Below are 25,746 nucleotides of genomic sequence, written 5' to 3' on the forward strand. Positions count from 1 at the left end.
GATATTATTTTAACGATTATTCCTATTAAATAGAGGATTTGCTTATGTCTGCAAGCCAGACTGTTCTTTCTGAATCAGTTTATTTACCTTTGTTACCGCTTAGAGATGTGGTTGTTTTTCCTTATATGACCATTCCCTTATTTGTTGGTAGATCTCGCTCTATCCGTGCTCTTGAGATAGCAATGGAAAGTGATAAAAATGTTGTCCTTGTTGCTCAGAAATCAGCTGGTAAAGATGATCCTAATTCTAGCGATTTATACGATGTTGGTTGTGTAGCAAATGTTTTACAGATGTTAAAATTACCAGATGGAACTGTGAAAGTTCTAGTTGAAGGTGTAAGAAGAGTTATCATTAATTCTGTAGAGGAAACTGATACACATTTTATGTGTAACATAAATTATATAGAGAATGCTTGCAGTGCTTCTAATATTGAAATTGAAGCTTTAAGACGTGCTCTTATGGATCAGTTTGATCAATATATAAAACTCAATAAAAAAATTCCAGCAGAAATCATAACTTCAATATCAGAAATAAGTGATATTTATCGTTTTGTCGATACTCTTTCATCTCATCTTCCTATTAAACTAGAATACAAACAACGTATTTTAGAAATGAGCTCATTAATTGAGAGGATAGAATTCTTATTGTCCCAAATAGATAATGAGATTGAAATTCTACAAGTAGAAAAGAAAATCAAAACTCGCATCAAAAAACAAATGGAAAAAAGCCAAAAGGATTATTATCTTAATGAGCAATTTAAAGCCATTCAAAAAGAGCTTGGTGAGGGAGATGATATTTCTGGTTTGGAAGAACTAGAAAAAAAGATTATTTCTAGTCATATATCTAAAGAAGCACGTAAGAAAGTAGAAGCAGAATTTTCTAAATTAAAAATGATGTCCCCAATGTCAGCAGAGGCAAATGTAGTAAGAAATTATATTGAGACTGTTGTTAATTTACCTTGGAAAAAGAAGAGTAAAATAAATCTTGACATAAGGCATGCTGAAAATTCTTTAGATTGTGATCATTACGGTTTAGATAAGGTAAAAGAGCGTATTTTAGAATATTTAGCTGTTCAAAAAAGGGTTCATAAAATAAAGGCTCCTATTTTGTGTTTAGTAGGTCCTCCAGGTGTAGGGAAAACTTCATTAGGTCAATCTATAGCTAAAGCAACTAATCGCAAATTTGTTAGAATGGCTTTAGGAGGAGTAAGAGATGAAGCCGAGATTAGAGGTCACCGTCGTACTTACATAGGATCTATGCCAGGTAAAATATTACAAAGTTTATCTAAGTCTGGTGTTCGTAATCCTTTATTTTTACTTGATGAAATTGATAAGATAGGTATGGATTTTAGAGGAGATCCGGCTTCAGCTTTGTTGGAAGTTTTAGATCCAGAGCAAAATAATACTTTTCAAGATCACTATATTGAGATAGATTTTGATCTTTCAGATGTTATGTTTGTTGCTACAAGTAATACAATGAATATACCACCTGCTTTATTAGATCGTATGGAGGTTATAAATTTATCTGGATATACTGAATATGAAAAATTATATATAGCTAAGAATCATTTAATTCCTAAGCTTTTTAAAAGCAATGGTTTATCTCTAGAAGAGTTGGAAATAAAAGATTCTGCTTTAACAGACATAATACGTTACTATACTAGAGAAGCTGGTGTTAGATCATTAGAAAGGGAAATTAGTAAAATTTGTAGAAAGATAGTTAAATTATTTTTACAACAAGAAGAAAGTGGTAGTTATTCTAAATCTATTTTAGTAGTTAATTCTGAGAATTTAGATAAATATCTTGGAGTTCGTCGTTATGATTTTGGTTTAACGCAAAAAGAGAATAGAATAGGACAAGTTACTGGATTAGCTTGGACACAAGTTGGTGGTGATTTGTTAACCATTGAAGTTGTTGATTTATATGGCAAAGGTGGTATATTACGTACTGGTTCTTTAGGTGATGTTATGAAAGAATCTGTAGATACTGCACGTACTGTAGTTAAAGCTAGATTAGGTTCTCTGGGGCTTTCTGAAGATTTTTTTGATAAAAGAGATATACACGTACATTTTCCTGAAGGGGCTACTCCCAAAGATGGTCCATCAGCTGGTATAGCAATAGTGACTGCTATGGCTTCTTCTCTATCTAATATTCCTGTAAGATCAGATGTTGCTATGACAGGAGAGATCACTTTACGTGGAGAAGTCCTAGCTATAGGTGGATTAAAAGAAAAATTATTAGCTGCTCATTCTGGTGGAGTTAAAGTTGTTATTATTCCAGAAGATAATGTTAGAGATTTAACTGATATTCCAGATATTGTGAAAGAAAATCTTGAAATAGTTCCAGTTAGATGGATAGATAAAGTTCTGGATATTGCTTTGGAAAAAAAACCCAGAGCGTTATCAAAAATAAAATCATCTAAAAGAATCAATGACTCTAAAGATGGAATTAGCTTGAAACATTAATTTATTTATTCAGTCTTTAATTATTAGTGTTATAAATACTAATTTATAAAGACTGAATATTTTAATATTTTAGCTATTTAAAACTTTTGCAATGCTCGAAGCAACTATATCAATATTATTATTGTTGAGTGCGGCAACACATATTCTTCCGCTAGAAACTGCATATACAGCAAATTTGTTTCTTAAATCATCAACTTGTTTTGTTGTGAGTCCTGAATAAGAAAACATTCCTTTTTGATTAAGTACGAAATTAAAATCTTGTTTAGCCCCATGTTCTTTAATTTTATTTACTAATTGTTTTCTCATGCTTTTTATTCTGGTGCGCATGTCAGATAATTCTGTTTCCCATAATTGAAATAATTCACTTGAGTTAAGTATTGAGCTTACAATAGTAGCTCCGTGGGTTGGGGGATTAGAATATATGGTTCTAATTATTCTCTTAATTTGGCTTAATACATTAGATGTTTCATTCTTATTGTTGGTTATAATTGTAAGAGCTCCTACTCTTTCTCCATACAGAGAGAAAGATTTCGAAAAAGAAGAACTAATAAAGCAGTTAATACCCATTGTAGCAAACATTCTTACTACGTTTGAATCGGTCTCTAAATCTTCTCCAAATCCTTGATATGCAATATCAAGAAATGGAATTAGATTTCGAGCTTGGATTGTTTTAGCAATTTCTTCCCATTGATGTGTAGTTGGATCTACTCCAGTTGGATTATGACAACATGCATGTAGTACTACTATTGTGTTATCTTTAGCATTTCTTAATGTTTCTAGCATTTCTTCGAATGCTATTCCACGGGTAAGAGGGTTATAATAAGGATAGTATTCAACTTCAAATTCAGCTCTTTCAAAAAGTGCTTTGTGGTTTTCCCAGCTTGGATTGCTAATAAGAACTTTTGAATTAGGAAACAATTGTTTAAGAAAATCAGCACCAATTTTAAGAGCTCCTGTTCCTCCAAGTGTTTGTACTGTTAGTGCTCTGTCTTCTTCTATGATGCTAGAGTTTTGTCCTAGTAGTAAATTCATTGCCCCTTTATTGTAAGAGGCTATACCATCTATTGGTAAGTATCCTTTAGGAGTAGATTTTTCAATATGTGATAGTTCTGATTTGTATACTGCTTTCATCAGAGGTATTTTACCATTATCATCATAGTATACACCAACACCAAGATTAACTTTCCCTGGTCTGTTATCAGAGTTAAATTGCTCATTAAGACCGAGTATTGGGTCGCGAGGAGCCAATTGGACAGATTGAAATATATCATTCATAATTTAAAATCACTAAAAAATATTAATAGATGCCAATTAAATACCTAAAAAGTATTTCACCATATAGAGTTTAGCATGACATTTTCCGAATTTGTAAGTTTCTCCAATAGTCCTTTTAATATTTCTCAACCTTACCCGCCAGCTGGTGACCAGCCAGAAGCTATTGATAGTTTGTTAAGAGGTGTATATGAAGGATCTAAATATCAAACCCTTTTAGGAGTTACTGGGTCGGGTAAAACATATACCATGGCTAATATTATAGCTCGTTCAGGTAAACAATCTCTTATTTTAGCACCTAATAAAACATTAGCTGCTCAGTTGTATGCAGAAATGAGAGATTTTTTTCCAAATAATGCAGTAGAATATTTCGTTTCTTATTATGATTACTATCAACCAGAAGCGTATGTTCCTTCACGTAATATGTTTATTGAGAAAGATGCTCAAATTAATTCACATATAGAACAAATGCGTTTGTCAGCTACTAAAAGCTTATTAGAAAGGAAAGATACAATAATAGTTAGTACTGTTTCATGTATTTATGGTATTGGAGATGTATCTTGTTATAATTCTATTGCTTTAACATTAAGGATTGGTAATTTTTTATTAAGAAATAGTATTTTTGAGCAGCTTGTTTTAATGCAATATAAAAGAAATGATTTAGATTTTAGTAGAGGTTCTTTCAGGGTAAGAGGTGAATATATTGATGTTTTTCCAGCGGAGAATTTTGATCTTGCTCTAAGAATAGGATTATTTGATGATAGGATAGAGTCTCTGGAAATTTTTGATCCATTAACTGGTGCTATTGTTGATAGAATATCACGATTCTCTGTTTACCCTGTTACTCACTATGCAGTTCCAAGATCTAAAGTAGAACAGGCTATAGAGTCAATCAAAGAAGAATTGTCTCAACAATTGGTTGTTTTAGCAAGAGAAAATAAACAATTAGAGTTACAGCGTTTGGAACAGCGTACTTTGTTTGATTTGGAAATGTTGCAAGAAACTGGTTTTTGTAAAGGTATAGAGAATTATAGTAGGCATTTGAGTGGAGGTATGCCTGGAGAACCACCTAGTACATTAATCGATTATTTACCTGAAGATTCATTAATTTTTATTGATGAAAGTCATGTTACTCTTGGTCAAATATCAGGAATGTACCATGGAGATAGATCTCGCAAAGAGAATCTAGTTATGTATGGTTTTCGTCTACCTTCTGCTTTAGATAATAGACCTTTGAAATTTTGTGAATTTGAAAAAAGAGTTAGGCAGTGTATTTTTATTTCGGCAACTCCTTCTGATTATGAGATAACTCATTCTAAATATATTGTTGAGCAGTTAGTGAGACCAACAGGATTGGTTGACCCTGAAGTAGAAATAAGGCCAGCTAAAACACAAGTTGATGATTTATTGTTTCAGATAAAGGAACGAATTTCAAAGAAAGAAAGAGTTTTAGTAACTACCTTAACTAAACGCATGTCAGAGAATCTAACTGATTTCTTAAATGATAATGGGATAAAAGTTAGATATTTGCATTCTGATATAGATACAGTTGAACGAGCAGATATATTAAGAGATTTACGTTTGGGTGTTTTTGATGTTTTGGTGGGAATAAATTTATTAAGAGAGGGTTTGGATATTCCTGAGGTTTCACTAGTGGCCATATTAGATGCTGATAAGGAAGGATTTCTAAGATCTGAACGTAGTTTAATTCAAACTATAGGTAGGGCAGCAAGACATTTAAATGGTCATGCGATTCTTTATGCTGATATTGTTACTAAATCTATGAAAAAAGCTATTGATGAAACTTCTAGAAGGAGAGAAAAACAATTAAGTTTTAATAGGATTAATGGTATTGAACCTAAAGGTATAAAGAAAGAAATTCGTTATTTAATAGATGGTCTTATAAATAATAATACTATAAAACCAAGTATTAATTATGATAAGAGTTTATTTAAAAATGAAAAAAAATTATCTAAAGAAATAAAAAGATTAGAGAAGCTTATGGTTAATTATGCTAATAAATTGGAGTTTGAAAAGGCTTCTTCTACTAGAGATTCTTTAAATGAATTAAAAAAAATGTTTCTTTTTAATTCTTAATATAGAACAGAGGTGTCTATGTCGATAAAAATATTATTTGTTTGTATGGGAAATATTTGCAGATCTCCAACTGCAGAAGTTATTTTTAACGCTATTTTAATAAAAAAAGGTTTCAGTAATCAAATTTCTACTGACTCTGCTGGAACACATGCTTTTAATATTGGTAGAAATCCAGATATTAGAGCCATAGAAGAGGCAAAGAATAGAGGTTATGATATGTCTTCTCATAAATCTCGTCAAATTAATCATGATGATTTTATAAACTTTGATTTGATTATTGGAATGGATTTTGAAAATATGAGTTTCTTACGGAAAAAATGTCCTTTTAAAGAACTTTATAAATTAAGTTTACTAATGAGATACTCTAGTCAATATAATTTAGATGTAGTTCCTGATCCTTATTATGATGAACTAGATGGATTTAGTAAGGTGTTTGATTATATTGAAGATGCTTGTCAAGGGTTATTTGAATTTGTATATAAAAATTACTCTAGTAAATTAGTAACTTGATGATTACATATTATTTTTTAACATAATTTCCTATTAAATTAGTAGGGAATTATGTTAATATAATAATATAAATATATTGAAGTGGAGAAGGCAAGTGCGACTAACAACTAGAAGTCGATTCGCTGTGACGGCTATGCTTGAATTGGCTATTAGTCAAAAAGGTGTAGTAAGTTTAAGTGTTATTAGTGAGCGTCATAATCTTTCAGTTTCTTATTTAGAACAATTATTTTTAAAGTTAAGAAAGAGATCTTTGGTTAGTGGTGTGCGTGGTCCTAGTGGTGGGTATTATCTTTTAAAACCTGCAGATCAGATAACTATAGCAGACATTATTTCTGCTGTAGATGAGGTTTTAGATGCTACGAATTGTAAAGGGAATATAAATTGTAATAAAAATATAAATGGCAAACCTGTCAAATGTATAACACATGATTTATGGTCTTCATTTAATTATAAAATGTTTGAGTATTTAAATTCAATTTCTTTACAGAATTTATTAGATTGCAATAATAAAGTTTTTCAAAATAAAAAATCTAATTTATCTAACTATGTTAAAAATAGTTTAAGTACTGTAGATGATATTGTCTTCATAAGATAAGGATATAAATGTATGTTAGGTAAATTAGATCAAGTTTATATGGATTATTCAGCAACTACTCCTGTAGATCCAAGAGTTGTGGATAAAATGGTTTTGTGGTTATATGAAAATCCTGGTAATCCAGCTTCTCGTAGTCATGCTTTTGGATGGAAAGCTGAAGAAGCAGTAGAAAACGCTAGAAAAGAAGTTGCAAAGCTTGTTAATGCTGATTATCGTGAGATTATTTGGACATCTGGTGCTACAGAGTCCAATAATTTAGCGATTAAAGGGGCTGCTAATTTTTACTCTCAAAAAGGGAAGCATATTATCACAGTTAAAACTGAGCATAAGGCAGTTTTAGATACTTGTCGTGAGTTAGAGCGCAAGGGATTTGAGGTAACATATTTAGATGTAAGAGAAGATGGGTTACTAGATATAGATCTTTTAAAATCAGCGATGAGGAATGATACTGTTTTAGTAACAGTTATGATGGTAAATAATGAAATAGGTGTTATTCAGGATATTGAATCTATAGGAAATTTATGTAGATCAAAAGGAGTAATTTTTCATGTTGATGCAGCTCAGGCAACTGGAAAAGTTGAAATTAACTTAGAAAATTTATCTGTTGATCTTATGTCATTCTCTGCTCATAAGACTTATGGCCCTAAAGGGATAGGTGCACTTTACGTTCGTAGAAAACCCAGAGTAAGAATTGAAGCTCAGATGCATGGAGGAGGTCATGAAAGAGGTCTTAGATCTGGAACATTGGCTACTCATCAAATTGTTGGTATGGGTGAGGCATTTCGTATAGCTGGTGAAGAGTTTTTGCAGGAAAATGAACGTATAAAAATGTTAAGAGATAGATTGTGGAAAGGTATATCAAATATAGAAGAAATATACATTAATGGTAGTACTGAACATAGAGTTTCTCATAATTTAAATGTAAGTTTTAATTATGTTGAGGGTGAATCTTTGATGATGGCTTTGAATAAATTGGCTGTTTCTAGTGGTTCTGCTTGTACATCAGCTAGTTTAGAGCCTTCTTATGTTTTAAGAGCTCTTGGTCGTAGCGATGAGTTGGCTCATAGTTCTATACGTTTTACATTAGGTAGATTTTCTACTATCGAAGAAGTTGATTATACTATTAATTTATTGATAGATAAGGTTAGTAAATTAAGAGAATTATCACCTTTATGGGAAATGTCAAAAGATAATATTGATCTTAATACTTTTCAGTGGTCTAACAATAATCATTAAAATATAAATAAAGGGAATTTATGGCTTATAGTTCTAAGGTTTTGGATCATTATGAGAATCCTCGTAATGTTGGTTCATTGGATAAAACTGATTCTTCTGTTGGTACTGGTATGGTAGGAGCGCCAGCTTGTGGTGATGTAATGAAATTACAAATTAAAGTTAATGATGATGGTTTTATAGAGGATGCAAAGTTTAAGACATATGGTTGTGGATCTGCTATTGCTTCAAGTTCTTTAGTGACTGAGTGGGTAAAAGGGAAATCTATAGATCAAGCTTTGAGTATACGTAATGTTGATATAGCTGAAGAACTTGCTTTACCTCCTGTAAAAATACACTGTTCTATTCTTGCTGAAGATGCAATCAAATCAGCTATTGAAGATTATAGAATAAAAAATAAAAATAATACTATTTAGGATAAAGTTGTGTCTGTGAATCTTACTGAAAAAGCGGCGTTAAGAGTATCTGAATTTTTAGATAAGCGGAAAGCAGGTATAGGATTGAGAATTAGAATTAAGACTACTGGTTGTTCAGGGTTGTCTTATAAGCTTGAGTATGCTGATGCTTTTGATAAAAACAATGTTATGTTTGAGAGTTTTGGTGTAAAAGTTTTTATAGATAAGAATGATTTGATTTATTTAGATGGTACTAAAATTGATTATGTGAAAGAAGGTTTAAAAGAAGGTTTTAAATTTATTAATCCTAATGAAAAAGCTAAGTGTGGCTGTGGCGAGTCTTTTACAGTATAAAAATGATAAACTATTCTAATTATTTTAAGTTGTTTGGTTTGGATTTTGCTTTTGAGATAGAAGAAGAAAAACTTGATAAGGCTTGGAGAAAAATATCTAATTTTGTTCATCCTGATAGACATAGAATCTCAAGTTCAATGGATCAAATGGCAGCCATTAAATTATCTTCTTTTGTTAATAATGCTTATTCTATATTAAGCAATCCAATAAAAAGAGCACAGTATATTTGCGAGTATAATGGTATTAATTTTAATAATAATATAGATATTAGTAAAGACTTTCTTTCTAAACAATTAGAATGGAGGGAATCATTAGAGTTGATATTTAATCAGAAAGATTTGAGCATTTTAAATGAGTTTATAAGTAGTCTTTCTAAAGAAATGAGAGAGCGTTTTGAAATATTGTGTGAATTGCTAGATAATAATATTGATTATAAAAAAGCCAGCTTAATTATTAAAGAACTTATGTTTATTGATAAAATAATGCAAGAAGCTATTTCTTATAAAAAAATTAATTTTTAAATGCTTTAGGAAAATTTTATAGATGACATTACTACAAATATCTGAGCCTGAGGAAGAAACTATTTTATCAAATAGAAGAATAGCAATTGGTATAGATTTGGGAACAACAAACTCTTTAGTCTCATTTATTAATGAATTAGGTGAACCAGAAATTATTTGTGATGATAATGGTAATTCATTATTTCCTTCAATTGTGAGTTATAGAAATGATAATTCAGTTCTTATGGCTTATGACGCTATAGAGTTCTTAGGTGACTTAAATACTATTTCTTCATTTAAAAGATTTATTGGTAAGACATTTAAAGATATAAATGTTGATGATATACCTTATGAGTTTGTTAACAATGATAATTTTTTAAAAATAAAAACTGTGGCTGGAGATATAACTCCAGTTGAGATTTCTGCTCATATGATCTTATTCTTGAAAAGATTAGCAGAAAAGAAATTAAAAAAAGAAATTAATGATGTTGTTATAACCGTTCCAGCTTATTTTAATGAAAGTCAACGTCAATCAACCTGTGATGCTGCAAATTTAGCTGGTTTAAATATTCTACGTTTATTAAATGAACCTACTTCTGCCGCTATTGCTTATGGTTTAGAGAATACTGCTGAAGGTGTTCATATAGTATTTGATTTAGGAGGTGGAACTTTTGATGTTTCTATTCTTAAAATAAATGCTGGATTATTTGAAGTGATAGCAACATCAGGTGATACCTCTTTAGGAGGTAATGATTTTGACAGAGTTATAGTAGATTATATTTGTAATTCATTCATAGATGAGATAATTTCTTTAGAAGATAGATTAAAACTATTTCATAGAGCTAAAGAAATACGTGAATATTTATCTGATAATGATAGTTATATTTTTTCTATAGAATTAGATAATGGACGGATAGTAGAAGGTTTTATTACAAGAGATATTTTTGAGAATTTATCTAATAAATTATTAGAAAGAATAAAAACTTGTCTTAATAAAGCAATGCTAGACTCAAGGTTAGAAATACGAGATATATTTGATATTGTTATGGTTGGTGGTGCAACTAGAATGCCTGTCATTAGAAAGTTAGTTAATAACTTCTTTGCTAAAGAACCATTATGTAGTATAGATCCTGATAAAGTAGTAGCAATAGGAGCTTCGTTTCAAGCTGATCGCTTAGTAAATAATCTTGATAATGATTGGTTATTGTTAGATGTTACTCCTTTATCATTAGGAATTGAGACTATGGGAGGTTTTTTTGAAAAAATTATATTTCGTAATACAAAAATTCCAACAATAGCAAAACAGGAATTTACAACCATAAAAGATTTTCAGAAAGCAATTAGTATTCATGTTCTTCAAGGAGAAAGTAATTTAGCCTCAGAATGTAGATCTCTTTCTTATTTTGAACTTAATGATATTCCATTAATGAAAGCTGGTATTCCTCGCATTGAAGTCCTTTTCCAAATAGATGCTGATGGTTTATTAAAAGTATTTGCGAAAGATATTAATACGAATATAGAAGCTAGTGTTATTGTAAAACCATCTAATGGTTTGACTAGTGATATTATTAAAAATATGATATATCAATATAACTGTAATCAGAATGTTGAGAATTCTAAACGCAAATTATCAGAGGCTAAGTTGTATTTACAAAAACTAATAGAAACAGTTAAAGATGCAATAGATAAAGATAAAGATTTATTGAGCACTCAAGAATTAGAAAAGATAAATATTCTTCTTTTGAAAGCTAACAAAAATATAGATAGTAGTGATATAAGTTTGATAAAAAAAATTACAAATGAATTGTCCAAATCAACAGAAGATTTTGCTATCTTAAGAATGAATAATGCAATAAAAAAACTTTTTTATAATTAATATTATGTATAACTATGCCTAAAATAACAGTACTTCCTCACACAGAAATTTGTCCTAATGGAAAGATTATAAAAGATGCTCCTGAAGGATTATCTATATGTAAAATATTATTAGCTAATAATATAGCTATTGAACATGCTTGCGAACTTGTTTGTGCTTGTACAACATGTCATATTATTGTAAAAGAAGGATATGATTCTTTAAATGATATTGATGATATGGAAGAAGATATGTTAGATAAAGCCTGGGGTCTATCACATAATTCTCGTTTGTCTTGTCAATCAATACTTGGTAGTGTTGATTTGGTAATTGAAATACCCAAATATACCATAAATCATGCAAAGGAATAAGATAGTGCTAGATATTTTATATGCTAGCACTATTTTTTTATTCTGGTCTCATATGAGGAAATAGAATAATATCTCTTATATTAGATTTATTTGTTAGTATCATTAATAATCTATCTATTCCTATTCCACATCCTCCAGTTGGAGGCATGCCGTATTCCAATGATTTCACATAATCCAAATCAAAGAAAAGATTTTCTTCATCTGGTGAAATATTTTTCTTATTAACTTGATCGGATAGCCTTTTAAATTGTTCTTCTGGATCATTTAATTCAGAGAATCCATTGGCAATTTCGCGTCCAGCAATAAAAAGTTCAAATCTTTCTGCTATTTCTGGTTCTTGGTCTTTTGTTCTTGCTAAAGGAGATGTTTCTTTAGGATAATTTATTATGTATGTTGGATTCCATATTTTTTCTTCAGTTGTTTCTTCAAATAAATAAAGTTGTAGTTGTCCTATAGATGAATCTTTGATGTTTTCTAATTTTAATTTATTGTTTATTTTTATAACTTCATTACATAAGAAATTATGATCATTAAGTTTGCTTTTATCATATATGTGATTATATTTGCAAATGGCATCACACATATCTAATTGCTCAAATTTTTTTGAGAAATCTAAATATTGATTTTGAAATGGTATAATGTCTTTTTTATGAGTTATAGATACTGTTTCTTTTATAAGTTTTTCTGTAAATGTCATTAACCAATTATAATCAGTATAAGCAGCGTAAAACTCCATCATTGTAAATTCAGGATTATGTTTTGGGCTAACTCCCTCATTTCTAAAGTTACGATTTAATTCAAAAACTCTTTCAAATCCACCAACTATTAATCTTTTTAAATATAACTCCGGGGCTATTCTTAGATACATATCCATATTTAAAGCATTATGGTGAGTAACAAATGGTTTTGCTGCTGCTCCTCCTGGTATTGGATGTAACATCGGAGTTTCAACTTCCATAAAATTTGAATCAGACATATAATTTCTAATATAACTAATTATTTTACTTCTTGTTTGAAAGGTATCTCTTGTTTCTTTAGACATTATAATATCAAGATATCTTTGTCGATATTTTATATTATGATCAGAAATTCCATGAAATTTATCAGGAAGAGGTCTTATGGATTTTGATAGAAGATTTATTGATGATGCGTATATTGATAGTTCTTCTTTATTGGTTTTAAAAATAGTACCTTCTATTGCAACTATATCACCTATATCAAATTGTTTGAAATTATCATACATAATAACATCTAGCTTTTTTTTATCTAAATATACTTGTATTCTATCTGTATCATCTTGTATGTTTATAAAACTAGCTGAACCCATAATTCTTTTTAACATTACTCTACCAGCTATTCTTACAAAACTATTGTGAGTTTTTAATTCTTCTTTACTTAATTTATTATATTTCTTAATTAAATCTATATTTTTATCAGTAGGAATAAAATTATTTGGATAATTAAATCCTTTTTCTCTGGTTTTTTGTAGTTTTACTCTTCTTTCTTCTGTGATTTTATTATCTATATTTTCAAAAGTGTTACAGGAATTTTTATTCATAATTTTATAAATGTTTTGTTTTATAGGATTTATTTTTGTGCTAAGAAATATGATCAAGATAGAATCTTATTCTATATTTTTATATGCCTTGTTTGAGACTGTTGTTAATAAAAATATCTAAGTCTCCATCTAATACTTTTTGTGTGTTAGATACTTCAATATTTGTTCTAAGATCTTTGATCCTACTCTGATCTAATACATAAGATCTTATTTGATGTCCCCATCCGACATCAGTTTTAGAATCTTCTAATATTTGTTGTTCATTTAAGCGATTTCTTTTTTCTAAATCGTATAACTTTGATTTTAATATTTGTAAAGCTTCTGCTTTATTTCTATGTTGAGATCTATCACTTTGACATTGTACCACTATTCCTGTTGGTTGATGTGTAATCCTAACCGCAGAGTCTGTTTTGTTTATATGTTGTCCACCAGCTCCACTAGCTCTATATGTATCAATTCTTAAGTCTGAAGGATTTATTTCTATTTCAAATGATTCATCTATTTCGGGATAAACGAATATACTTGCAAATGATGTATGTCTACCATTAGAAGAATCAAAGGGGCTTTTTCTTACTAATCTATGTATACCTGTTTCTGTACGTAAATACCCAAATGCGTAATTTCCAATAATTTTTAAGGTTGCTGATTTTATTCCAGCAACATCACCTATTGATTCTTCTATTAATTCAGTTTGAAATCCTTTTTTTTCTGAGTATTTTACATACTGTCTTAATAACATAGAAGCCCAATCTTGAGCTTCTGTTCCACCTGCTCCAGCCTGAATATCTAAGAAACAATTTAGAGGATCAGTTTCATTATGAAACATTCTTTTGAATTCTAAAGTTTCAATTTTTTCTTTAATGAAATTTGTATTTTCGTTTAAATTTTTTATAGTTTTATGATCTTCATCATTTTGCGCTAGATAAAATATTTCTATTGAATCTTGAATTTCTTCATATATGCTATCAATATCATGTAATATTTCTTCTATAGTTCTTTTTTCTTTGCTAATTAGTTGAGCATTATGTGGATTATCCCATAAATGTGGATCTTCTAATTCTGAATCAATAATTTTCAATCTTTCAATTTTTTTATCATATTCAAGATACCTCCGAAGATCAATTATTCTTGTTAAGAGATCTTTAAGATTAACTAATATATTATTTTGACCTTCTATATTCATAATTTTTTATATATTCTAAAATTAATTATTTTTGATGTTTAAACGTTTGTGAACTTCTTGTGAAATAAAAGACATATCAGCTCTACCAAAAAAATTCTTTTTTAATTCTTTTAAAATCTTTCCAATTAATGATTTATCCATAACATCTGTTTTAATAGATAATATAGTCTTGTCTATTGCTTCTAATATTTCTTCAATTGATGCTTGGTTAGGTAATAATTCTTTTAGAATTATAATTTCTTCTCTTTCTTGTTCAGCTTTTTCTTGTCTGTTGGCTGCTTCGAATGCTTTAATCGATTCTAGTCTTTGTTTAATTTGTGTTTGTATTATAGAGATAATTTCTACGTCACTTAAATCTGCTTGTTTGTTTATTTCTTTTTCCTTTATTGATGCTAATAATAGTCTTAATGTGCTTAAACGTATTGTTTGTTTTTGTTTCAATGCTTCTTTTATGTAAGAAGTTATATTGTTCTTAATATTACTTGAGTCCATATGTTTTATAGAAAATTTAATTATAATTACTAATATAAAGTTGTTTGTTATAAATTCTATAGTATATTACATTCTTTTTAAGGTAAATTTAATTAATTTAATTGACCTTCATATAATAATTTTATTATAAAATATACAGATATGTCTTATTCAGTAAAAGAAATTTTTAAAAGTTTACAGGGTGAAGGTTTTCATACTGGTCGTGTTGCCATTTTTTGTAGATTTTCTGGTTGTAATTTATGGAACGGAAAAGAATATAGTAAGTCTAGTGCGTTGTGTAAATTTTGTGATACAGATTTTGTTGGCACAGATGGTATTAATGGTGGGAAATTTAAGAGTGCAGATTCATTAGCGCAAAAAATTTTAGAAGAGTGGGGTGATGGTAGAGATAATCGTTATGTTATATTAACAGGTGGAGAACCTTTGCTTCAGGTAGATATTTTCTTAATAGAAGCTTTGCATAAAATTAATTTTACTGTTGCAATTGAAACTAACGGTACCATTGTACCTCCTAATGGAATAGATTGGGTATGTGTTAGCCCTAAAGGTTCAAGTAATATAATTTTAAAAGAAGGTAATGAACTTAAATTAGTTTATCCTCAATTAGAAATTGATCCTTCAATTTTTTTAAGATGGAATTTTCAGTATTTCTTTTTGCAGCCTTTGGATGATTATAATGTTAAGTTTAATACTAAATTAACTGTTGATTATTGTATAAATAATCCTAAATGGCGTTTGAGTCTCCAAACGCATAAATACATAGGAATTCCATGATTTCAATTACTAGAAAATTAGAGTTTGACGCTGGTCATAGAATCCCTAATCATAAAGGGGAATGTAAAAATATACATGGTCATAGGTATTTATTAGAAATAACTTTGGAGGGTGATTTATCAGAATATAGAGATAAATCTGACGATGGTATGGTTATGGACTTTTCAGATATAAAAAAAATAGCTATAAAGAATCTTGTATCAATTTGGGATCATTCATTTTTTAGTTTTTATAAAGATAAACAAATATTAGATTTTTTGAATAGTTTACCAAATCATAAAACTGTAGTTTTAGATAAAATCCCCACAGTAGAAAATCTTGCATTAATCGCCTATAACACTTTATTTCCTTTTTATAATAAAATTTATAATAAAAATCTTGTTTTAAAAAAAATATGTATTTATGAAACTCCTAATTGTTGGGCTGAGTACACCTGTAATTAATTATTAAATAAATTCTGATTGATAATGAGTTTTGATACTTTTATGCTAAAACTAGCTTTAGAGGAAGCTAAGAATGCTTATAATATAGATGAAGTTCCTGTAGGAGCAGTTGTAGTTGATAGGTTTGGTGATGTTATTGGATATGGATATAATCGAACTATAGTTGACTGTGATCCTACAGCTCATGCAGAGATAGTAGCAATTAGATCAGCATCTAAGAGTAGTAATAATCATAGGCTGTTTGGTGCCAATATTTATGTTACATTGGAACCATGTTTAATGTGTCTGGGTGCTATTTTTCATTCTCGTATAGAGAATGTTATTTATGGAGCAAAGGATAAAAAATTTGGTTTTTCTGAAAATATTTTTAATATTTCAGATTTAAAAAAAATTAATCACCATGCTAATGTCTCTCAGTCTAAAGATAATATTGTGTTTGAATGTGGGAATATATTAAGTATGTTCTTTGAAGGAAAACGTAATAAATAATCAGGTTAAAGATGAGTTTTTTATATATTTAAAAATGTTTTATTCATGAGAACATTGAAAGAGTTTTGTAGATATGAATTCACTATTAAGAATAGTATATTTATATCTTATGCATTGCATGTTAGTAATGTTCAAGAAATAGAAGAGTTTTTTGACAATAAAACATCTAAGACTGCAACACATAATTGTTGGGCATTTAAGATTGGAGGATTATGTCGATTCAATGATGATAATGAACCTAGTGGCACTGCTGGTAAATCTATTTTACAAGCTATAGAGTTATGTAATATTGATCAAGTAGCTGTATTAGTTTCACGTTGGTTTGGTGGTATCAAGTTAGGGGCTGGTGTTTTAACTCGTGTATATAGAACTTGTGCTTCTAATTGTATTAATTCAGGTGTTTTTGTTGAATTAATAGATTTCATTTATTTAAAATGTAAGTTGGAAATTTCGTTTTTATCTTTATTAAGGGATAGGTTAAAGAGAAACGAGTTATACATATATTCAGAGAAATTTGAAGGTAACAGTGTATTTCTTATGTTAAAAGTACCCAATGAAAAGATTAGTTTAACAAAAAAAATAGTAAACGATATTACTAGGGGTGGTGTATATTGGTATGATATCTAGTAACATCGTTAAATTACATTTGAATTTATTTGTAACTATTAATAAGTTCGTCTAGTTTTTGAATAGATAATGACCCTGGTTTAGAGTAAACAATTTCTTGTTGTTTGTATATTACAATAGTTGGTATTGATTTAATTTTTAATGATGATGCTAGTTCTGGTTCCATATCTATATTTATTTTTGCAAAAACAATATCTTTATTCTTATTTGCAGCTTCTTCAAAAATTGGAGCAAAGTTACGGCAAGGTCCACACCATGGAGCCCAGAAATCTATAATTACAATTTCATTTTCTTTTGTAATTGAATCAAAAGTGTTTTTATCTAGTTCTATTAAATTCATATCTTTCTCATTTTAATATTGTTTATTAATATATAATTTTATGTAAGAATTCCTTCGTTATTATAAGTTATTTATAATTTTTTATGGTGGTAAATGAAAATTTATTTTTATGTGCGTATAATTTTACTACCATAAGTTAATACATGTAACTAATTGAGATTTATTAATGATTTTTCTTGGATTTGAAACATCTTGTGATGATACTAGTGTATCTTTATATTGTACTAATAGAGGTATTATTGCTAATTTAGTGAATAATCAATTTAATATTCATAATCATTATGGTGGGGTTGTACCAGAACTTGCTTCACGTGATCATTTGAATAAAATTTCTGATTTAACTAAAAGAGTTTTTGAAGACAGTGGTCTGAGTTTATCTGATATAGATGCCATAGCATATACATTAGGACCTGGTTTAAATGGATCTTTGTTAATAGGTAGTACTTTTGCTCAATCTCTTGCTTGGTCTATGGATTTGCCAGCTATACCAATACATCATTTGGAAGGGCATTTATTATCACCTCTTATTTTTCAGAAAAAGTTTAATTTCCCATTTATTGCTTTATTAGTTTCAGGCGGTCATACTCAGTTAATTGTAGTTAAAGAGATTGGTAGTTATAATATAATTGCTGATACATTAGATGATGCAGCAGGAGAGGCTTTTGATAAGACTGCAAAATTAATGGGATTGGAATATTGTAATGGACTTGAAATATCTAGACTGGCAATGTTAGGTGATCATACTATTTTTAATTTGCCAAAACCTATGTTTAATAGTGATAGTTTAGACTTTAGTTTTAGTGGTTTGAAAACTTCAGTTATGCTGAAAATCAAAGAATTAAAAGCACACAATAAGTTTGATAATTTAACAAAATGTCATATGTCATCTTCTATTCAGAAATCTATTATTGATATTCTTGTTCGTAAAAGTTATTTAGCTATAAAAAAGACAGGGATAACTAATTTAGTTGTTGCTGGAGGAGTTAGTGCCAATAATTTATTACGATCTAGAATGTCTGAGATGATAGAATCTGTTTCGGGAGATATTTATTTCCCACCAATAAATTTGTGTACAGATAATGCGGCTATGATTGCTTTTGCTGCATCTTTAAGAGTGCAGCATAATTTAATAGATTTAAAGAATTTAAAATATAATTTATCAACCAAAGCTCGATGGGACTTAAGATCCGTAAATGATATTTATATTTAGTATCAAATACTTATCTTATCTTCTACTTTTTTTAGTAGATTGTAAATATTATTTTTGTGACGACACACTATTATTATAGATATAATTACAAGAGAAATAAAAATAGATTTTTCCACATAAGTGAAATTTTTATTAAAAGCTAGGTAATATACAGGAGTAATTGTAACAGTTATTATTGATGCTAATGATGAATATCCAGATATTTTAGCTGATATTATCCATGTTATAATTGCTGTTATGGCTAGACATGGATTTATGTTTAGAAGAACACCTAAAAATGTTGCTACTCCTTTACCTCCTATAAATTTTGTAAATATTGGGTATATATGTCCTAATATAACAGCAATAGATATTATTCCTAATACTGAAGTTGAATTATCTTCAATAAACATTCTTGTTATTTGTAATGAAATATAACCTTTGGATATATCTGCAATAAGTGTTAGTGCTGCTGATGTTTTATTGGCAATTCTTAGCATATTGGTAGTACCAGGGTTATTTGATCCAAATTTCCTTGGGTCTTTTGTTTTCATAACCTTGCTAATTAGTATAGCTGATGGTATTGATCCTATTAAGTAAGAAATTAATATTAATAATAAGTAATTTATATTTAAAAAATTTATATGCATTTTATTTCTCCATTATAGTATTAATTTGTTTTTCATTATTTAAGTAGTTTAATTTATTTGGGGTTGTAATGCGTGTTCTTTTATCTAATGATGATGGATATACTGCTAAAGGCTTGAGAATATTGGCAGAATCTTTAAAAAAAATAGTAGATTTACAAGTTGTTGTTCCTGAGTCTAATTGTAGTGGAGTATCAAATTCTTTAACTCTTAACAGACCTTTGAATGTTAATGTTGATTGTAATGGTTTTTTTATAGTAAACGGAACTCCAACTGACTGTGTTCATTTATCATTAACTGGTTTATTGGATAAGAAGCCAAATATAGTAATTGCTGGTATAAATAATGGTGCTAATATGGGTAATGATATACTATATTCAGGGACTGTTGCAGCTGCAAGAGAAGCTTGTGTGTTTGGTATTCCATCTATGGCATTTTCATTGACAGGTAAGGGTTGGGAACATATAGATACAGCAGTGAAATTTGCCATTGTTTTAATAAAGAACTATATAAAAAATCCTATTAATGGTAAATTCTTGCTAAATATAAATATTCCTAATGTTCCTTCGAGTCAAATAAACGGAATTGTGATTACAAAATTGGGTAAGAGAGATCATTCTAAGGACTTAATTAGAGCTTCTAATCCTTATGGGGAAACAGTTTACTGGATTGGAGCTGTAGGATCTCCGATTGAGTGTATTGAGGGAACTGATTTTTATGTAACGTCTAGAAATTTTATATCTGTTACTCCTCTTCTTACTGGTGTAGATTCATCTGTTGTAGATGATAAGTCTATTTTTAACGAGTGGCTTTCTAATATTAAAATTTGAAATGCTTTTGTATTCTATTTTGCTGATTTATAATGTTTATTGATTTTATCATTATAAGTTATGTTGAAATATCTATACTAAATTTTACTAATTGTAATAAATATTCTTTTAATAGTTTGGGAAATGTTTAGAATCATTGTTTTTATTTCTTTTTTCTTATCTTTACCTTTCTTTTTATCTGGTTGTGTGAATCAAGATAAAAGAATAGCTAGAATTATAGAAGTATCTTTAGTCTCTTCTAGAGACATTTCTTTTTCTAATATTTACATAGTTGAGTATGGGGATAGTTTATTTAAAATTGCTAAACAACATGGCGTTTCATTAGATTCAATAAAAAATATTAATAATATTGTAGGTTCAAATATTAGAGAGGGTGAAGTAATATACATACCATCATTAAATTATAGTAATCCAATTAGAACAAATCGAATAAAACCCATAAAGAAAGACTCAAAGAATTTAGATAAGAGAATTGTTAACAAGATATCATGGTCATGGCCTTATGATGGTTGTATTTTAGAAAATTTTAGTGTTTATAATAGAGGTATAGATATTTCTGGAAATTTTGGAGATTATGTTAGAGCTGCGGCTGATGGGACAGTAGCATATAGCGGAAATGGAGTTAAGGGTTTGGGTAATTTGTTGATTATTAGTCATGATGATGGTTTTATAACTGCTTATGCTCACAACAGCAAATTGTTAGTCAGTGTTGGTGATACTGTAAAAGAAAATATGAATATAGCTAAGATTGGTAATAGTGGTACTGATTCTTGTAAATTGCATTTTGAAATTAGAAAGAATGGTTCTCCTATAGATCCATTAATATATCTTCCATTGAAATGAAAAACATATTAGTTTTTGATATTGAAACAATTCCAGATATTGATGGTTTGAAGAAAATAAGAAATTTTGATGATGGGCTTTCTGAATCAGAAATTTTTAATATGATTAGATTGGAACGTTTAGAAAAATTTGGTCATGACTTTTTACCATTGCATCTACATAAAATTATAGCTATTAGTTGTTTGTTTAGATATAAAAATGATTTAAAAATTAAAACATTAGGTAATATTTATGATAATGAAGAGAAAATTATATCATTATTTTTTAAAATCATAGATAGATATAACTCACAAATAGTCACTTGGAATGGATCTGGTTTTGACTTGCCTGTTATACATTATCGTAGTTTAATACACGGGATTTCTTCTGCTAGATATTGGGATACTGGTCATCATAATAAAGATGCCAAATTTAATAATTATATAAATCGATATCATAATAAGCATTTAGATCTTATGGATGTTTTAGCTAAATATAATGCTAGATCTAATGTGCCTATGGATGAAATAGCAAAGCTATGTGGTTTCCCAGGTAAAATAGGTATGGATGGTAGTATGGTTTGGGATTATTGGTGTAATGGTCAGGTAGATACTATTCGTGCATATTGCGAAACAGATGTTGTAAATACTTGGTTGCTATATTGTAGGTTTTTAATGTTAAAAGAAGATATAGATTTATTATCTTATAATAGAGAACTTATCTTATTAAGGGAAGAAATATCTAATCTTAGAGGAGAACATTGGGCAAATTTTATTAATTCTTGGGATACAATTTGAATGTTATTGTTTATCAGTAGTAGTTGTTTTATTTACATTTTATATTAAATATTAGTTTTGGAATTCATAAAGTGAGTGATATTTTAGAAGTAGAATCTATGGATTTAGAAGCTAGAGGAATATCACATAATAATGGCAAGGTAGTCTTTATTAATGGTGCTTTAACTGGTGAGAAGGTTGTAGTTGATATATTAAAATCAAAAAAATCTTATGATGTAGCAAAAGTAAGGGATATTTTAGTTAAATCTATATATAGAGTAGATCCTCCTTGTAAGTATTTTGGAGTTTGTGGTGCTTGTAGTATGCAACATCTTGATTATAAGACACAAATTGCTATAAAACAGCGTGTATTAGAGGATAGTATTTTACATATAGGAAAAACGAGACCTGATTTTATTTCTTATTCTATTCACGGTTATATATTGAAATATAGATATAGAGCAAGGTTTTCTATTAAATTTTTAATAGAAAACTATTCTGTTTTTATTGGTTTTAATGAACTGAATAGTAATAATATTGCTGACATCAATTCATGTTTAGTGTTACATGACAAGATAAGTGAATTAATAGTATTTTTGCGTGAACTAATTTCTAGTTTATCTATTGTTAGTAACGTGTTAAATATAGAAGTGTCTATGGGTGATAATTTGATTGTCCATTTGATTATTAGCTATTTAGGAGTTTTGAGTAATAATGATAAGATTTTATTGCAATTTTTTGAAAAGAAACATAATGTTAAATGGTGGTTGCGACAAAATTCTTCTCATGCTATTTGTCAATTGAATGAAACTAATGAAGTTGAATTATATTATTCGATACCTGAATTTAATTTGTTAATCAATTATCATCCTAGTGATTTCACACAAGTTAATCATGATATTAATAGGATTATGATTTCAAAAGTTGTTTCTTTGTTAGATGTTAAACCATTTGATAAAGTTCTAGATTTATTTTGTGGCTTAGGGAATTTCACTTTGCCCTTAGCAAGGGTATCTTCTAAGGTGTTAGGAGTTGATGTAAACCATTTATTAATTTCTAGAGCCTGTAAGATGTCTGTGTATTTTAAGTTAAATAATGTGGTTAGTTTTATGACTGCTAATTTATTTAATATAAATGTGAGTTGGTTTCTTAGAATAGGTTTTTTTGATCTTGTCGTTTTAGATCCTCCTAGGGATGGAGCATTTGCTGTATCTAAGGCTTTGTCATTGCTTCCTAAAAAACAATCACCAAGGAGAATTATATATGTATCTTGTAATCCGGCTACTCTTGCTAGAGATGTTAATGTTTTAGTATCAAATGGTAAATATACTATTAGGAGTTCAGGTATTATAAATATGTTTTCTCATACTAGTCATATTGAGTCGATAACAGTATTAGAATTATAATTTTAAATTGATATAAATTATTGGATATTATGTTTGATTTTTTTAGAGATAAATCTCGTTGGATAGTAATAATAATAACAATTTTAATTGTTCCTGCTATTTTCTTTTCTGGTGTGTACAATTACAATCAAACTTACAATAGTAAAAAGATTGCATCTTTAGGTAATAAAATTATTACTCTTGATGATTTTGAGAAAGCGTATTCTAGATTTATAGAAAGACTAATCATAGATGCTGGTGATCATATAGATGTGTCTTTATTTGATACCATTGATATGAGAAAACGTTTTTTAGAAGAGTTGATTAATTCCAATTTATTAAAATTAGCAGTTAATGATTTAGATATATCAGTATCAGACTCATCTCTACGTGAATATATATATTCTTTAGATTTGAGTGATGGCAATAATTTTTCCAAAGATAGTTATTTGAAAATTTTACATAATAATGGTTTGACACCAGAAAAATTTGAGAAAACTCAAAGGGAATCTCTTGCATGTAGGAAATTAATGAATTCTATTACATCTTCACCAATTGTTTCTAAAAAAATTTTGGATAGATATATTGATTATTTTTTACAAAATAGAGAAATTCGTTATATTAAATATAAATTAGGTGATTATAAAAGTTTAGTTTCTATAAATGAAGAAGATATGCTTCTTTGGTATAAAGATAATAAAAAATTATTAGAAATTCCTTTTAATTTAGATATAGATTATTTAGTATTAGATCAAGATAGTATTTTAGTAAATGAAGAAATAACAGACAATGATATAAATAATTTTTATTCTAAGAATAGTTTAATCTATGGTGAAAAACGTTCTTTTGATTGTATTTTTATAAATTTTGATGATAGTGACAATAAAAATATTAAGGATATTAAAAGGAGTAGAGCTTATAAAATATTTGAAACATTAATTAGTAATCCTGATAAATTTACTCTTTTTTTAAAAGAATTTAGTGATCCTAAAATAATTGATAAAAAGAATGATTTTATGTGGAGTAAAGAAGATATAGAAAATTCTTATGGTTCTTTTTTTGCAGATAGTGTTTTTAATTTAGATAAGAATCAAATATCTGATGTCATAGAAAGTGATGAAGGATTATATATAATTAAGGTCACAAAAATCAGTCATGAAAATATTCCTGATAAAAACTCTATAAAGGGGAATATGAAAGAAATGATTTTAAATCAGAAAAAAAATTTATATTTTGCTGATTTGTTATCTAAAATTAGATCTTCTGTTTATGAAGAAAATAAAGATTTAGCTTTTATGGCAGAGGAGTTTAAGTTAAAGATTCATTCTTTAAGAGGTTTAACACAGGACGGAAAAATATTAGATAATAATAATAAAGAAAGTTTGAATAGTTTTATTATAAATAATAACCTATTAAAAGTATTGTTTGATAGTAAATCTTTAATAGATAGAAAATATTCTAATATTCTTCAAATATCACCATCTATTTTTTTAATTATAAAAATAGTAAATGTCCATGATACTTATGTTCCAGAATATAACAAGGTGAGAGGTATTGTAAATAATTATGTTGTTCAGGATAAATCTAAAGATTTATTATTAAAGAAAGGTAATGAAGCTTTAGATGCTCTAAAAAACAAAAGAGATAGTATTTTATTAAAAGATTTTTCTAAGCCAATTAAAATATCTTTTAATGAATCAAATAGTGATTTACCTAAAGAGTTAATTGATTTGGTGATGAAAATGCAATTCTCAGATTTACCTTCGTATTTAGGTGCTCTTATAGACTCTAATTTTTTTATAGTTTCTTTAGATAAAATAGAAAGATTACCTAATTATATTTCACTTTATCAAGATACTAAGAATCTATTGCTTGAGAAGGCTGGTAAATCTGAATGGTTGTCTTTTATAAGATCATTACATGATCAATATAACTTAAAATTATTTGATAACGTTAATGATATTATAAATGTTACAATAGATTGATATTATTATCTTTATATACTGATAAACTGAAGTTTACTAGCCCAGCTTTTCCATTTCGAATAGCATGAAGGAAAGATGGTGTTTTTACTATTGAATCTGATTCAATATATACTAAGCAACCATCTTTTAGTATATTTGGGAGATAATGCCATATTTTTTCAAAATGTTCATATTTAAAAGGAGGATCTAATAATACTAGATCGAAATTTTGTTTCCTTTTTGAACAAAGAAAATCGATGGAATCTCCTTGATATATGCTGATATTATTTATGTTAATATTTTTGCATATAGTTTTAATAAAATTTACTGCTAATTTATTTTTCTCTACCATTTGTATAAATTTCACTCCTCTGGATGCTGCTTCAAATCCAAGTGATCCACTTCCAGCAAATAGATCAAGAATATGTTTGTTGGTAAAATTATGATTCCATTGATTGCTTATCCAATTAAATAGTGTTTCTTTGACTCGATTTGAAGTTGGTCGTAGTCCTTGAGCGTTTGGGAATTTAATTTTAGTATTTTTATATATTCCTGAAATAATATGAACAGAGTTATTCAT

The 25,746-nt window shown here is 28.3% G+C and carries 27 protein-coding genes; 20 read left to right on the forward strand and 7 right to left on the reverse strand.

All coding sequences use genetic code 11. The features are described 5' to 3' along the window. Window positions 1-44 precede the first annotated feature (44 nt). Window positions 45-2,465: an endopeptidase La gene (gene lon, locus CDSE_RS01335; RefSeq protein ID WP_015396211.1), complete on the forward strand. Its 2,421-nt coding sequence runs from the start codon at window positions 45-47 to the stop codon at window positions 2,463-2,465. A gap of 69 nt (window positions 2,466-2,534) precedes the next feature. Here the strand turns inward: lon and CDSE_RS01340 are convergent, their stop codons facing one another. After that, window positions 2,535-3,740: an amino acid aminotransferase gene (locus CDSE_RS01340; protein ID WP_015396212.1), complete on the reverse strand. Its 1,206-nt coding sequence runs from the start codon at window positions 3,738-3,740 to the stop codon at window positions 2,535-2,537. 75 nt (window positions 3,741-3,815) lie between these two features. On the opposite strand from CDSE_RS01340, the gene uvrB reads away from it, so the two are divergent. The 9 genes from uvrB (at window position 3,816) to fdx (ending at window position 11,647) form a co-directional block, all read left to right on the forward strand. Next, complete coding sequence (uvrB, locus tag CDSE_RS01345; protein ID WP_015396213.1) at window positions 3,816-5,834, forward strand: excinuclease ABC subunit UvrB; 2,019 nt, start codon at window positions 3,816-3,818, stop codon at window positions 5,832-5,834. 18 nt (window positions 5,835-5,852) lie between these two features. Further along, the gene (locus CDSE_RS01350; protein ID WP_015396214.1) at window positions 5,853-6,344 is read left to right on the forward strand and encodes a low molecular weight protein-tyrosine-phosphatase; all 492 of its coding nucleotides are present in this window, start codon (window positions 5,853-5,855) and stop codon (window positions 6,342-6,344) included. Between the two features lie 94 nt (window positions 6,345-6,438). Further along, window positions 6,439-6,939: an Rrf2 family transcriptional regulator gene (locus CDSE_RS01355; protein WP_015396215.1), complete on the forward strand. Its 501-nt coding sequence runs from the start codon at window positions 6,439-6,441 to the stop codon at window positions 6,937-6,939. Window positions 6,940-6,951: 12 nt separating this feature from the next. Continuing rightward, on the forward strand, window positions 6,952-8,175 hold the full coding sequence (locus tag CDSE_RS01360) for an IscS subfamily cysteine desulfurase (protein WP_041186202.1): 1,224 nt from the start codon (window positions 6,952-6,954) through the stop codon (window positions 8,173-8,175). Between the two features lie 20 nt (window positions 8,176-8,195). After that, a complete protein-coding gene (iscU, locus tag CDSE_RS01365) occupies window positions 8,196-8,588 on the forward strand; it encodes a Fe-S cluster assembly scaffold IscU (protein WP_015396217.1) in 393 nt (130 codons plus the stop codon). 9 nt (window positions 8,589-8,597) lie between these two features. After that, entirely contained in the window at window positions 8,598-8,921 is a 324-nt protein-coding gene (locus CDSE_RS01370; protein WP_041186203.1) for a HesB/IscA family protein, read from the forward strand. A gap of 2 nt (window positions 8,922-8,923) precedes the next feature. Continuing rightward, complete coding sequence (gene hscB, locus CDSE_RS01375; protein ID WP_015396219.1) at window positions 8,924-9,442, forward strand: Fe-S protein assembly co-chaperone HscB; 519 nt, start codon at window positions 8,924-8,926, stop codon at window positions 9,440-9,442. Between the two features lie 22 nt (window positions 9,443-9,464). Then, window positions 9,465-11,297, forward strand: a complete 1,833-nt coding sequence (gene hscA, locus CDSE_RS01380) for a Fe-S protein assembly chaperone HscA (RefSeq protein ID WP_015396220.1) — start codon at window positions 9,465-9,467, stop codon at window positions 11,295-11,297. A 14-nt stretch (window positions 11,298-11,311) separates the two neighbouring features. Beyond that, window positions 11,312-11,647, forward strand: a complete 336-nt coding sequence (fdx, locus tag CDSE_RS01385; protein WP_015396221.1) for an ISC system 2Fe-2S type ferredoxin — start codon at window positions 11,312-11,314, stop codon at window positions 11,645-11,647. A 37-nt stretch (window positions 11,648-11,684) separates the two neighbouring features. Here fdx and lysS read toward each other — a convergent pair whose 3' ends face one another. The 3 genes from lysS to CDSE_RS01400 form a co-directional block, all read right to left on the reverse strand. Continuing rightward, window positions 11,685-13,205: a lysine--tRNA ligase gene (gene lysS / locus CDSE_RS01390; protein WP_015396222.1), complete on the reverse strand. Its 1,521-nt coding sequence runs from the start codon at window positions 13,203-13,205 to the stop codon at window positions 11,685-11,687. Window positions 13,206-13,284: 79 nt separating this feature from the next. Next, the gene (gene prfB, locus CDSE_RS01395) at window positions 13,285-14,388 is read right to left on the reverse strand and encodes a peptide chain release factor 2 (RefSeq protein WP_015396223.1); all 1,104 of its coding nucleotides are present in this window, start codon (window positions 14,386-14,388) and stop codon (window positions 13,285-13,287) included. 21 nt (window positions 14,389-14,409) lie between these two features. Beyond that, complete coding sequence (locus CDSE_RS01400; protein WP_015396224.1) at window positions 14,410-14,880, reverse strand: GatB/YqeY domain-containing protein; 471 nt, start codon at window positions 14,878-14,880, stop codon at window positions 14,410-14,412. Window positions 14,881-15,021: 141 nt separating this feature from the next. On the opposite strand from CDSE_RS01400, the gene queE reads away from it, so the two are divergent. From queE to CDSE_RS01420, 4 genes are read left to right on the forward strand one after another with little or no spacing between them, the layout of a single operon-like run. After that, the gene (gene queE, locus CDSE_RS01405; protein ID WP_015396225.1) at window positions 15,022-15,654 is read left to right on the forward strand and encodes a 7-carboxy-7-deazaguanine synthase; all 633 of its coding nucleotides are present in this window, start codon (window positions 15,022-15,024) and stop codon (window positions 15,652-15,654) included. Continuing rightward, complete coding sequence (locus CDSE_RS01410) at window positions 15,651-16,097, forward strand: 6-pyruvoyl trahydropterin synthase family protein (RefSeq protein WP_015396226.1); 447 nt, start codon at window positions 15,651-15,653, stop codon at window positions 16,095-16,097. Before queE ends, CDSE_RS01410 begins: the two co-directional genes overlap by 4 nt. A gap of 24 nt (window positions 16,098-16,121) precedes the next feature. Continuing rightward, window positions 16,122-16,586, forward strand: coding sequence for a nucleoside deaminase (locus tag CDSE_RS01415; RefSeq protein WP_015396227.1), 465 nt, complete (start codon window positions 16,122-16,124; stop codon window positions 16,584-16,586). Window positions 16,587-16,631: 45 nt separating this feature from the next. Then, window positions 16,632-17,213, forward strand: coding sequence for an IMPACT family protein (locus tag CDSE_RS01420; RefSeq protein ID WP_015396228.1), 582 nt, complete (start codon window positions 16,632-16,634; stop codon window positions 17,211-17,213). 25 nt (window positions 17,214-17,238) lie between these two features. Here the strand turns inward: CDSE_RS01420 and trxA are convergent, their stop codons facing one another. Further along, window positions 17,239-17,553 carry a thioredoxin gene (gene trxA, locus CDSE_RS01425; protein WP_015396229.1) on the reverse strand — a complete coding sequence of 105 codons (315 nt, stop codon included), beginning with the start codon at window positions 17,551-17,553 and terminating at the stop codon, window positions 17,239-17,241. 166 nt (window positions 17,554-17,719) lie between these two features. On the opposite strand from trxA, the gene tsaD reads away from it, so the two are divergent. Continuing rightward, window positions 17,720-18,763, forward strand: a complete 1,044-nt coding sequence (gene tsaD, locus CDSE_RS01430; protein WP_015396230.1) for a tRNA (adenosine(37)-N6)-threonylcarbamoyltransferase complex transferase subunit TsaD — start codon at window positions 17,720-17,722, stop codon at window positions 18,761-18,763. 2 nt (window positions 18,764-18,765) lie between these two features. On the opposite strand, the gene plsY is transcribed toward tsaD, so the two are convergent. Beyond that, entirely contained in the window at window positions 18,766-19,392 is a 627-nt protein-coding gene (gene plsY / locus CDSE_RS01435; protein ID WP_015396231.1) for a glycerol-3-phosphate 1-O-acyltransferase PlsY, read from the reverse strand. A gap of 68 nt (window positions 19,393-19,460) precedes the next feature. Between plsY and surE the strand changes: the two genes are divergently transcribed. The 5 genes from surE to CDSE_RS01460 all read left to right on the forward strand — a co-directional run bounded on the left by surE (window position 19,461) and on the right by CDSE_RS01460 (window position 25,187). Further along, a complete protein-coding gene (gene surE, locus CDSE_RS01440) occupies window positions 19,461-20,219 on the forward strand; it encodes a 5'/3'-nucleotidase SurE (protein WP_015396232.1) in 759 nt (252 codons plus the stop codon). Between the two features lie 123 nt (window positions 20,220-20,342). Beyond that, window positions 20,343-21,062: a peptidoglycan DD-metalloendopeptidase family protein gene (locus CDSE_RS01445; RefSeq protein WP_015396233.1), complete on the forward strand. Its 720-nt coding sequence runs from the start codon at window positions 20,343-20,345 to the stop codon at window positions 21,060-21,062. After that, entirely contained in the window at window positions 21,059-21,838 is a 780-nt protein-coding gene (locus CDSE_RS01450) for a 3'-5' exonuclease (RefSeq protein ID WP_015396234.1), read from the forward strand. The genes CDSE_RS01445 and CDSE_RS01450 overlap by 4 nt, the downstream gene beginning before the upstream one ends. Before the next feature lie 71 nt (window positions 21,839-21,909). Beyond that, window positions 21,910-23,223 (forward strand): 23S rRNA (uracil(1939)-C(5))-methyltransferase RlmD, encoded by a 1,314-nt coding sequence (gene rlmD / locus CDSE_RS01455; RefSeq protein ID WP_015396235.1) that lies wholly within the window; start codon window positions 21,910-21,912, stop codon window positions 23,221-23,223. A gap of 29 nt (window positions 23,224-23,252) precedes the next feature. Then, a complete protein-coding gene (locus CDSE_RS01460; protein WP_015396236.1) occupies window positions 23,253-25,187 on the forward strand; it encodes a peptidylprolyl isomerase in 1,935 nt (644 codons plus the stop codon). On the opposite strand, the gene rsmD is transcribed toward CDSE_RS01460, so the two are convergent. After that, window positions 25,174-25,746 (reverse strand): 16S rRNA (guanine(966)-N(2))-methyltransferase RsmD, encoded by a 573-nt coding sequence (gene rsmD, locus CDSE_RS01465; RefSeq protein ID WP_235043914.1) that lies wholly within the window; start codon window positions 25,744-25,746, stop codon window positions 25,174-25,176. The genes CDSE_RS01460 and rsmD overlap by 14 nt on opposite strands.

Source organism: Candidatus Kinetoplastibacterium desouzaii TCC079E (genome assembly GCF_000340795.1).
Classification (GTDB): Bacteria; Pseudomonadota; Gammaproteobacteria; order Burkholderiales; family Burkholderiaceae_B; genus Kinetoplastidibacterium; species Kinetoplastidibacterium desouzai.

Excerpts from the sequence above, each read along its gene's own strand:
- CDSE_RS01460 (WP_015396236.1), top strand. The coding sequence starts at position 23,253 with ATGTTTGATTTTTTTAGAGATAAATCTCGTTGGATAGTAATAATAATA.
- CDSE_RS01360 (WP_041186202.1), top strand. The coding sequence starts at position 6,952 with ATGTTAGGTAAATTAGATCAAGTTTATATGGATTATTCAGCAACTACT.
- CDSE_RS01340 (WP_015396212.1), bottom strand. The coding sequence starts at position 3,740 with ATGAATGATATATTTCAATCTGTCCAATTGGCTCCTCGCGACCCAATA.
- CDSE_RS01415 (WP_015396227.1), top strand. The coding sequence starts at position 16,122 with ATGAGTTTTGATACTTTTATGCTAAAACTAGCTTTAGAGGAAGCTAAG.
- CDSE_RS01410 (WP_015396226.1), top strand. The coding sequence starts at position 15,651 with ATGATTTCAATTACTAGAAAATTAGAGTTTGACGCTGGTCATAGAATC.
- hscA (WP_015396220.1), top strand. The coding sequence starts at position 9,465 with ATGACATTACTACAAATATCTGAGCCTGAGGAAGAAACTATTTTATCA.
- hscB (WP_015396219.1), top strand. The coding sequence starts at position 8,924 with ATGATAAACTATTCTAATTATTTTAAGTTGTTTGGTTTGGATTTTGCT.
- tsaD (WP_015396230.1), top strand. The coding sequence starts at position 17,720 with ATGATTTTTCTTGGATTTGAAACATCTTGTGATGATACTAGTGTATCT.
- trxA (WP_015396229.1), bottom strand. The coding sequence starts at position 17,553 with ATGAATTTAATAGAACTAGATAAAAACACTTTTGATTCAATTACAAAA.
- uvrB (WP_015396213.1), top strand. The coding sequence starts at position 3,816 with ATGACATTTTCCGAATTTGTAAGTTTCTCCAATAGTCCTTTTAATATT.
- CDSE_RS01420 (WP_015396228.1), top strand. The coding sequence starts at position 16,632 with ATGAGAACATTGAAAGAGTTTTGTAGATATGAATTCACTATTAAGAAT.
- plsY (WP_015396231.1), bottom strand. The coding sequence starts at position 19,392 with ATGCATATAAATTTTTTAAATATAAATTACTTATTATTAATATTAATT.
- CDSE_RS01450 (WP_015396234.1), top strand. The coding sequence starts at position 21,059 with ATGAAAAACATATTAGTTTTTGATATTGAAACAATTCCAGATATTGAT.
- fdx (WP_015396221.1), top strand. The coding sequence starts at position 11,312 with ATGCCTAAAATAACAGTACTTCCTCACACAGAAATTTGTCCTAATGGA.
- iscU (WP_015396217.1), top strand. The coding sequence starts at position 8,196 with ATGGCTTATAGTTCTAAGGTTTTGGATCATTATGAGAATCCTCGTAAT.
- CDSE_RS01400 (WP_015396224.1), bottom strand. The coding sequence starts at position 14,880 with ATGGACTCAAGTAATATTAAGAACAATATAACTTCTTACATAAAAGAA.
- lysS (WP_015396222.1), bottom strand. The coding sequence starts at position 13,205 with ATGAATAAAAATTCCTGTAACACTTTTGAAAATATAGATAATAAAATC.
- queE (WP_015396225.1), top strand. The coding sequence starts at position 15,022 with ATGTCTTATTCAGTAAAAGAAATTTTTAAAAGTTTACAGGGTGAAGGT.
- rsmD (WP_235043914.1), bottom strand. The coding sequence starts at position 25,746 with ATGAATAACTCTGTTCATATTATTTCAGGAATATATAAAAATACTAAA.
- prfB (WP_015396223.1), bottom strand. The coding sequence starts at position 14,388 with ATGAATATAGAAGGTCAAAATAATATATTAGTTAATCTTAAAGATCTC.
- CDSE_RS01445 (WP_015396233.1), top strand. The coding sequence starts at position 20,343 with ATGTTTAGAATCATTGTTTTTATTTCTTTTTTCTTATCTTTACCTTTC.
- surE (WP_015396232.1), top strand. The coding sequence starts at position 19,461 with ATGCGTGTTCTTTTATCTAATGATGATGGATATACTGCTAAAGGCTTG.
- lon (WP_015396211.1), top strand. The coding sequence starts at position 45 with ATGTCTGCAAGCCAGACTGTTCTTTCTGAATCAGTTTATTTACCTTTG.
- CDSE_RS01350 (WP_015396214.1), top strand. The coding sequence starts at position 5,853 with ATGTCGATAAAAATATTATTTGTTTGTATGGGAAATATTTGCAGATCT.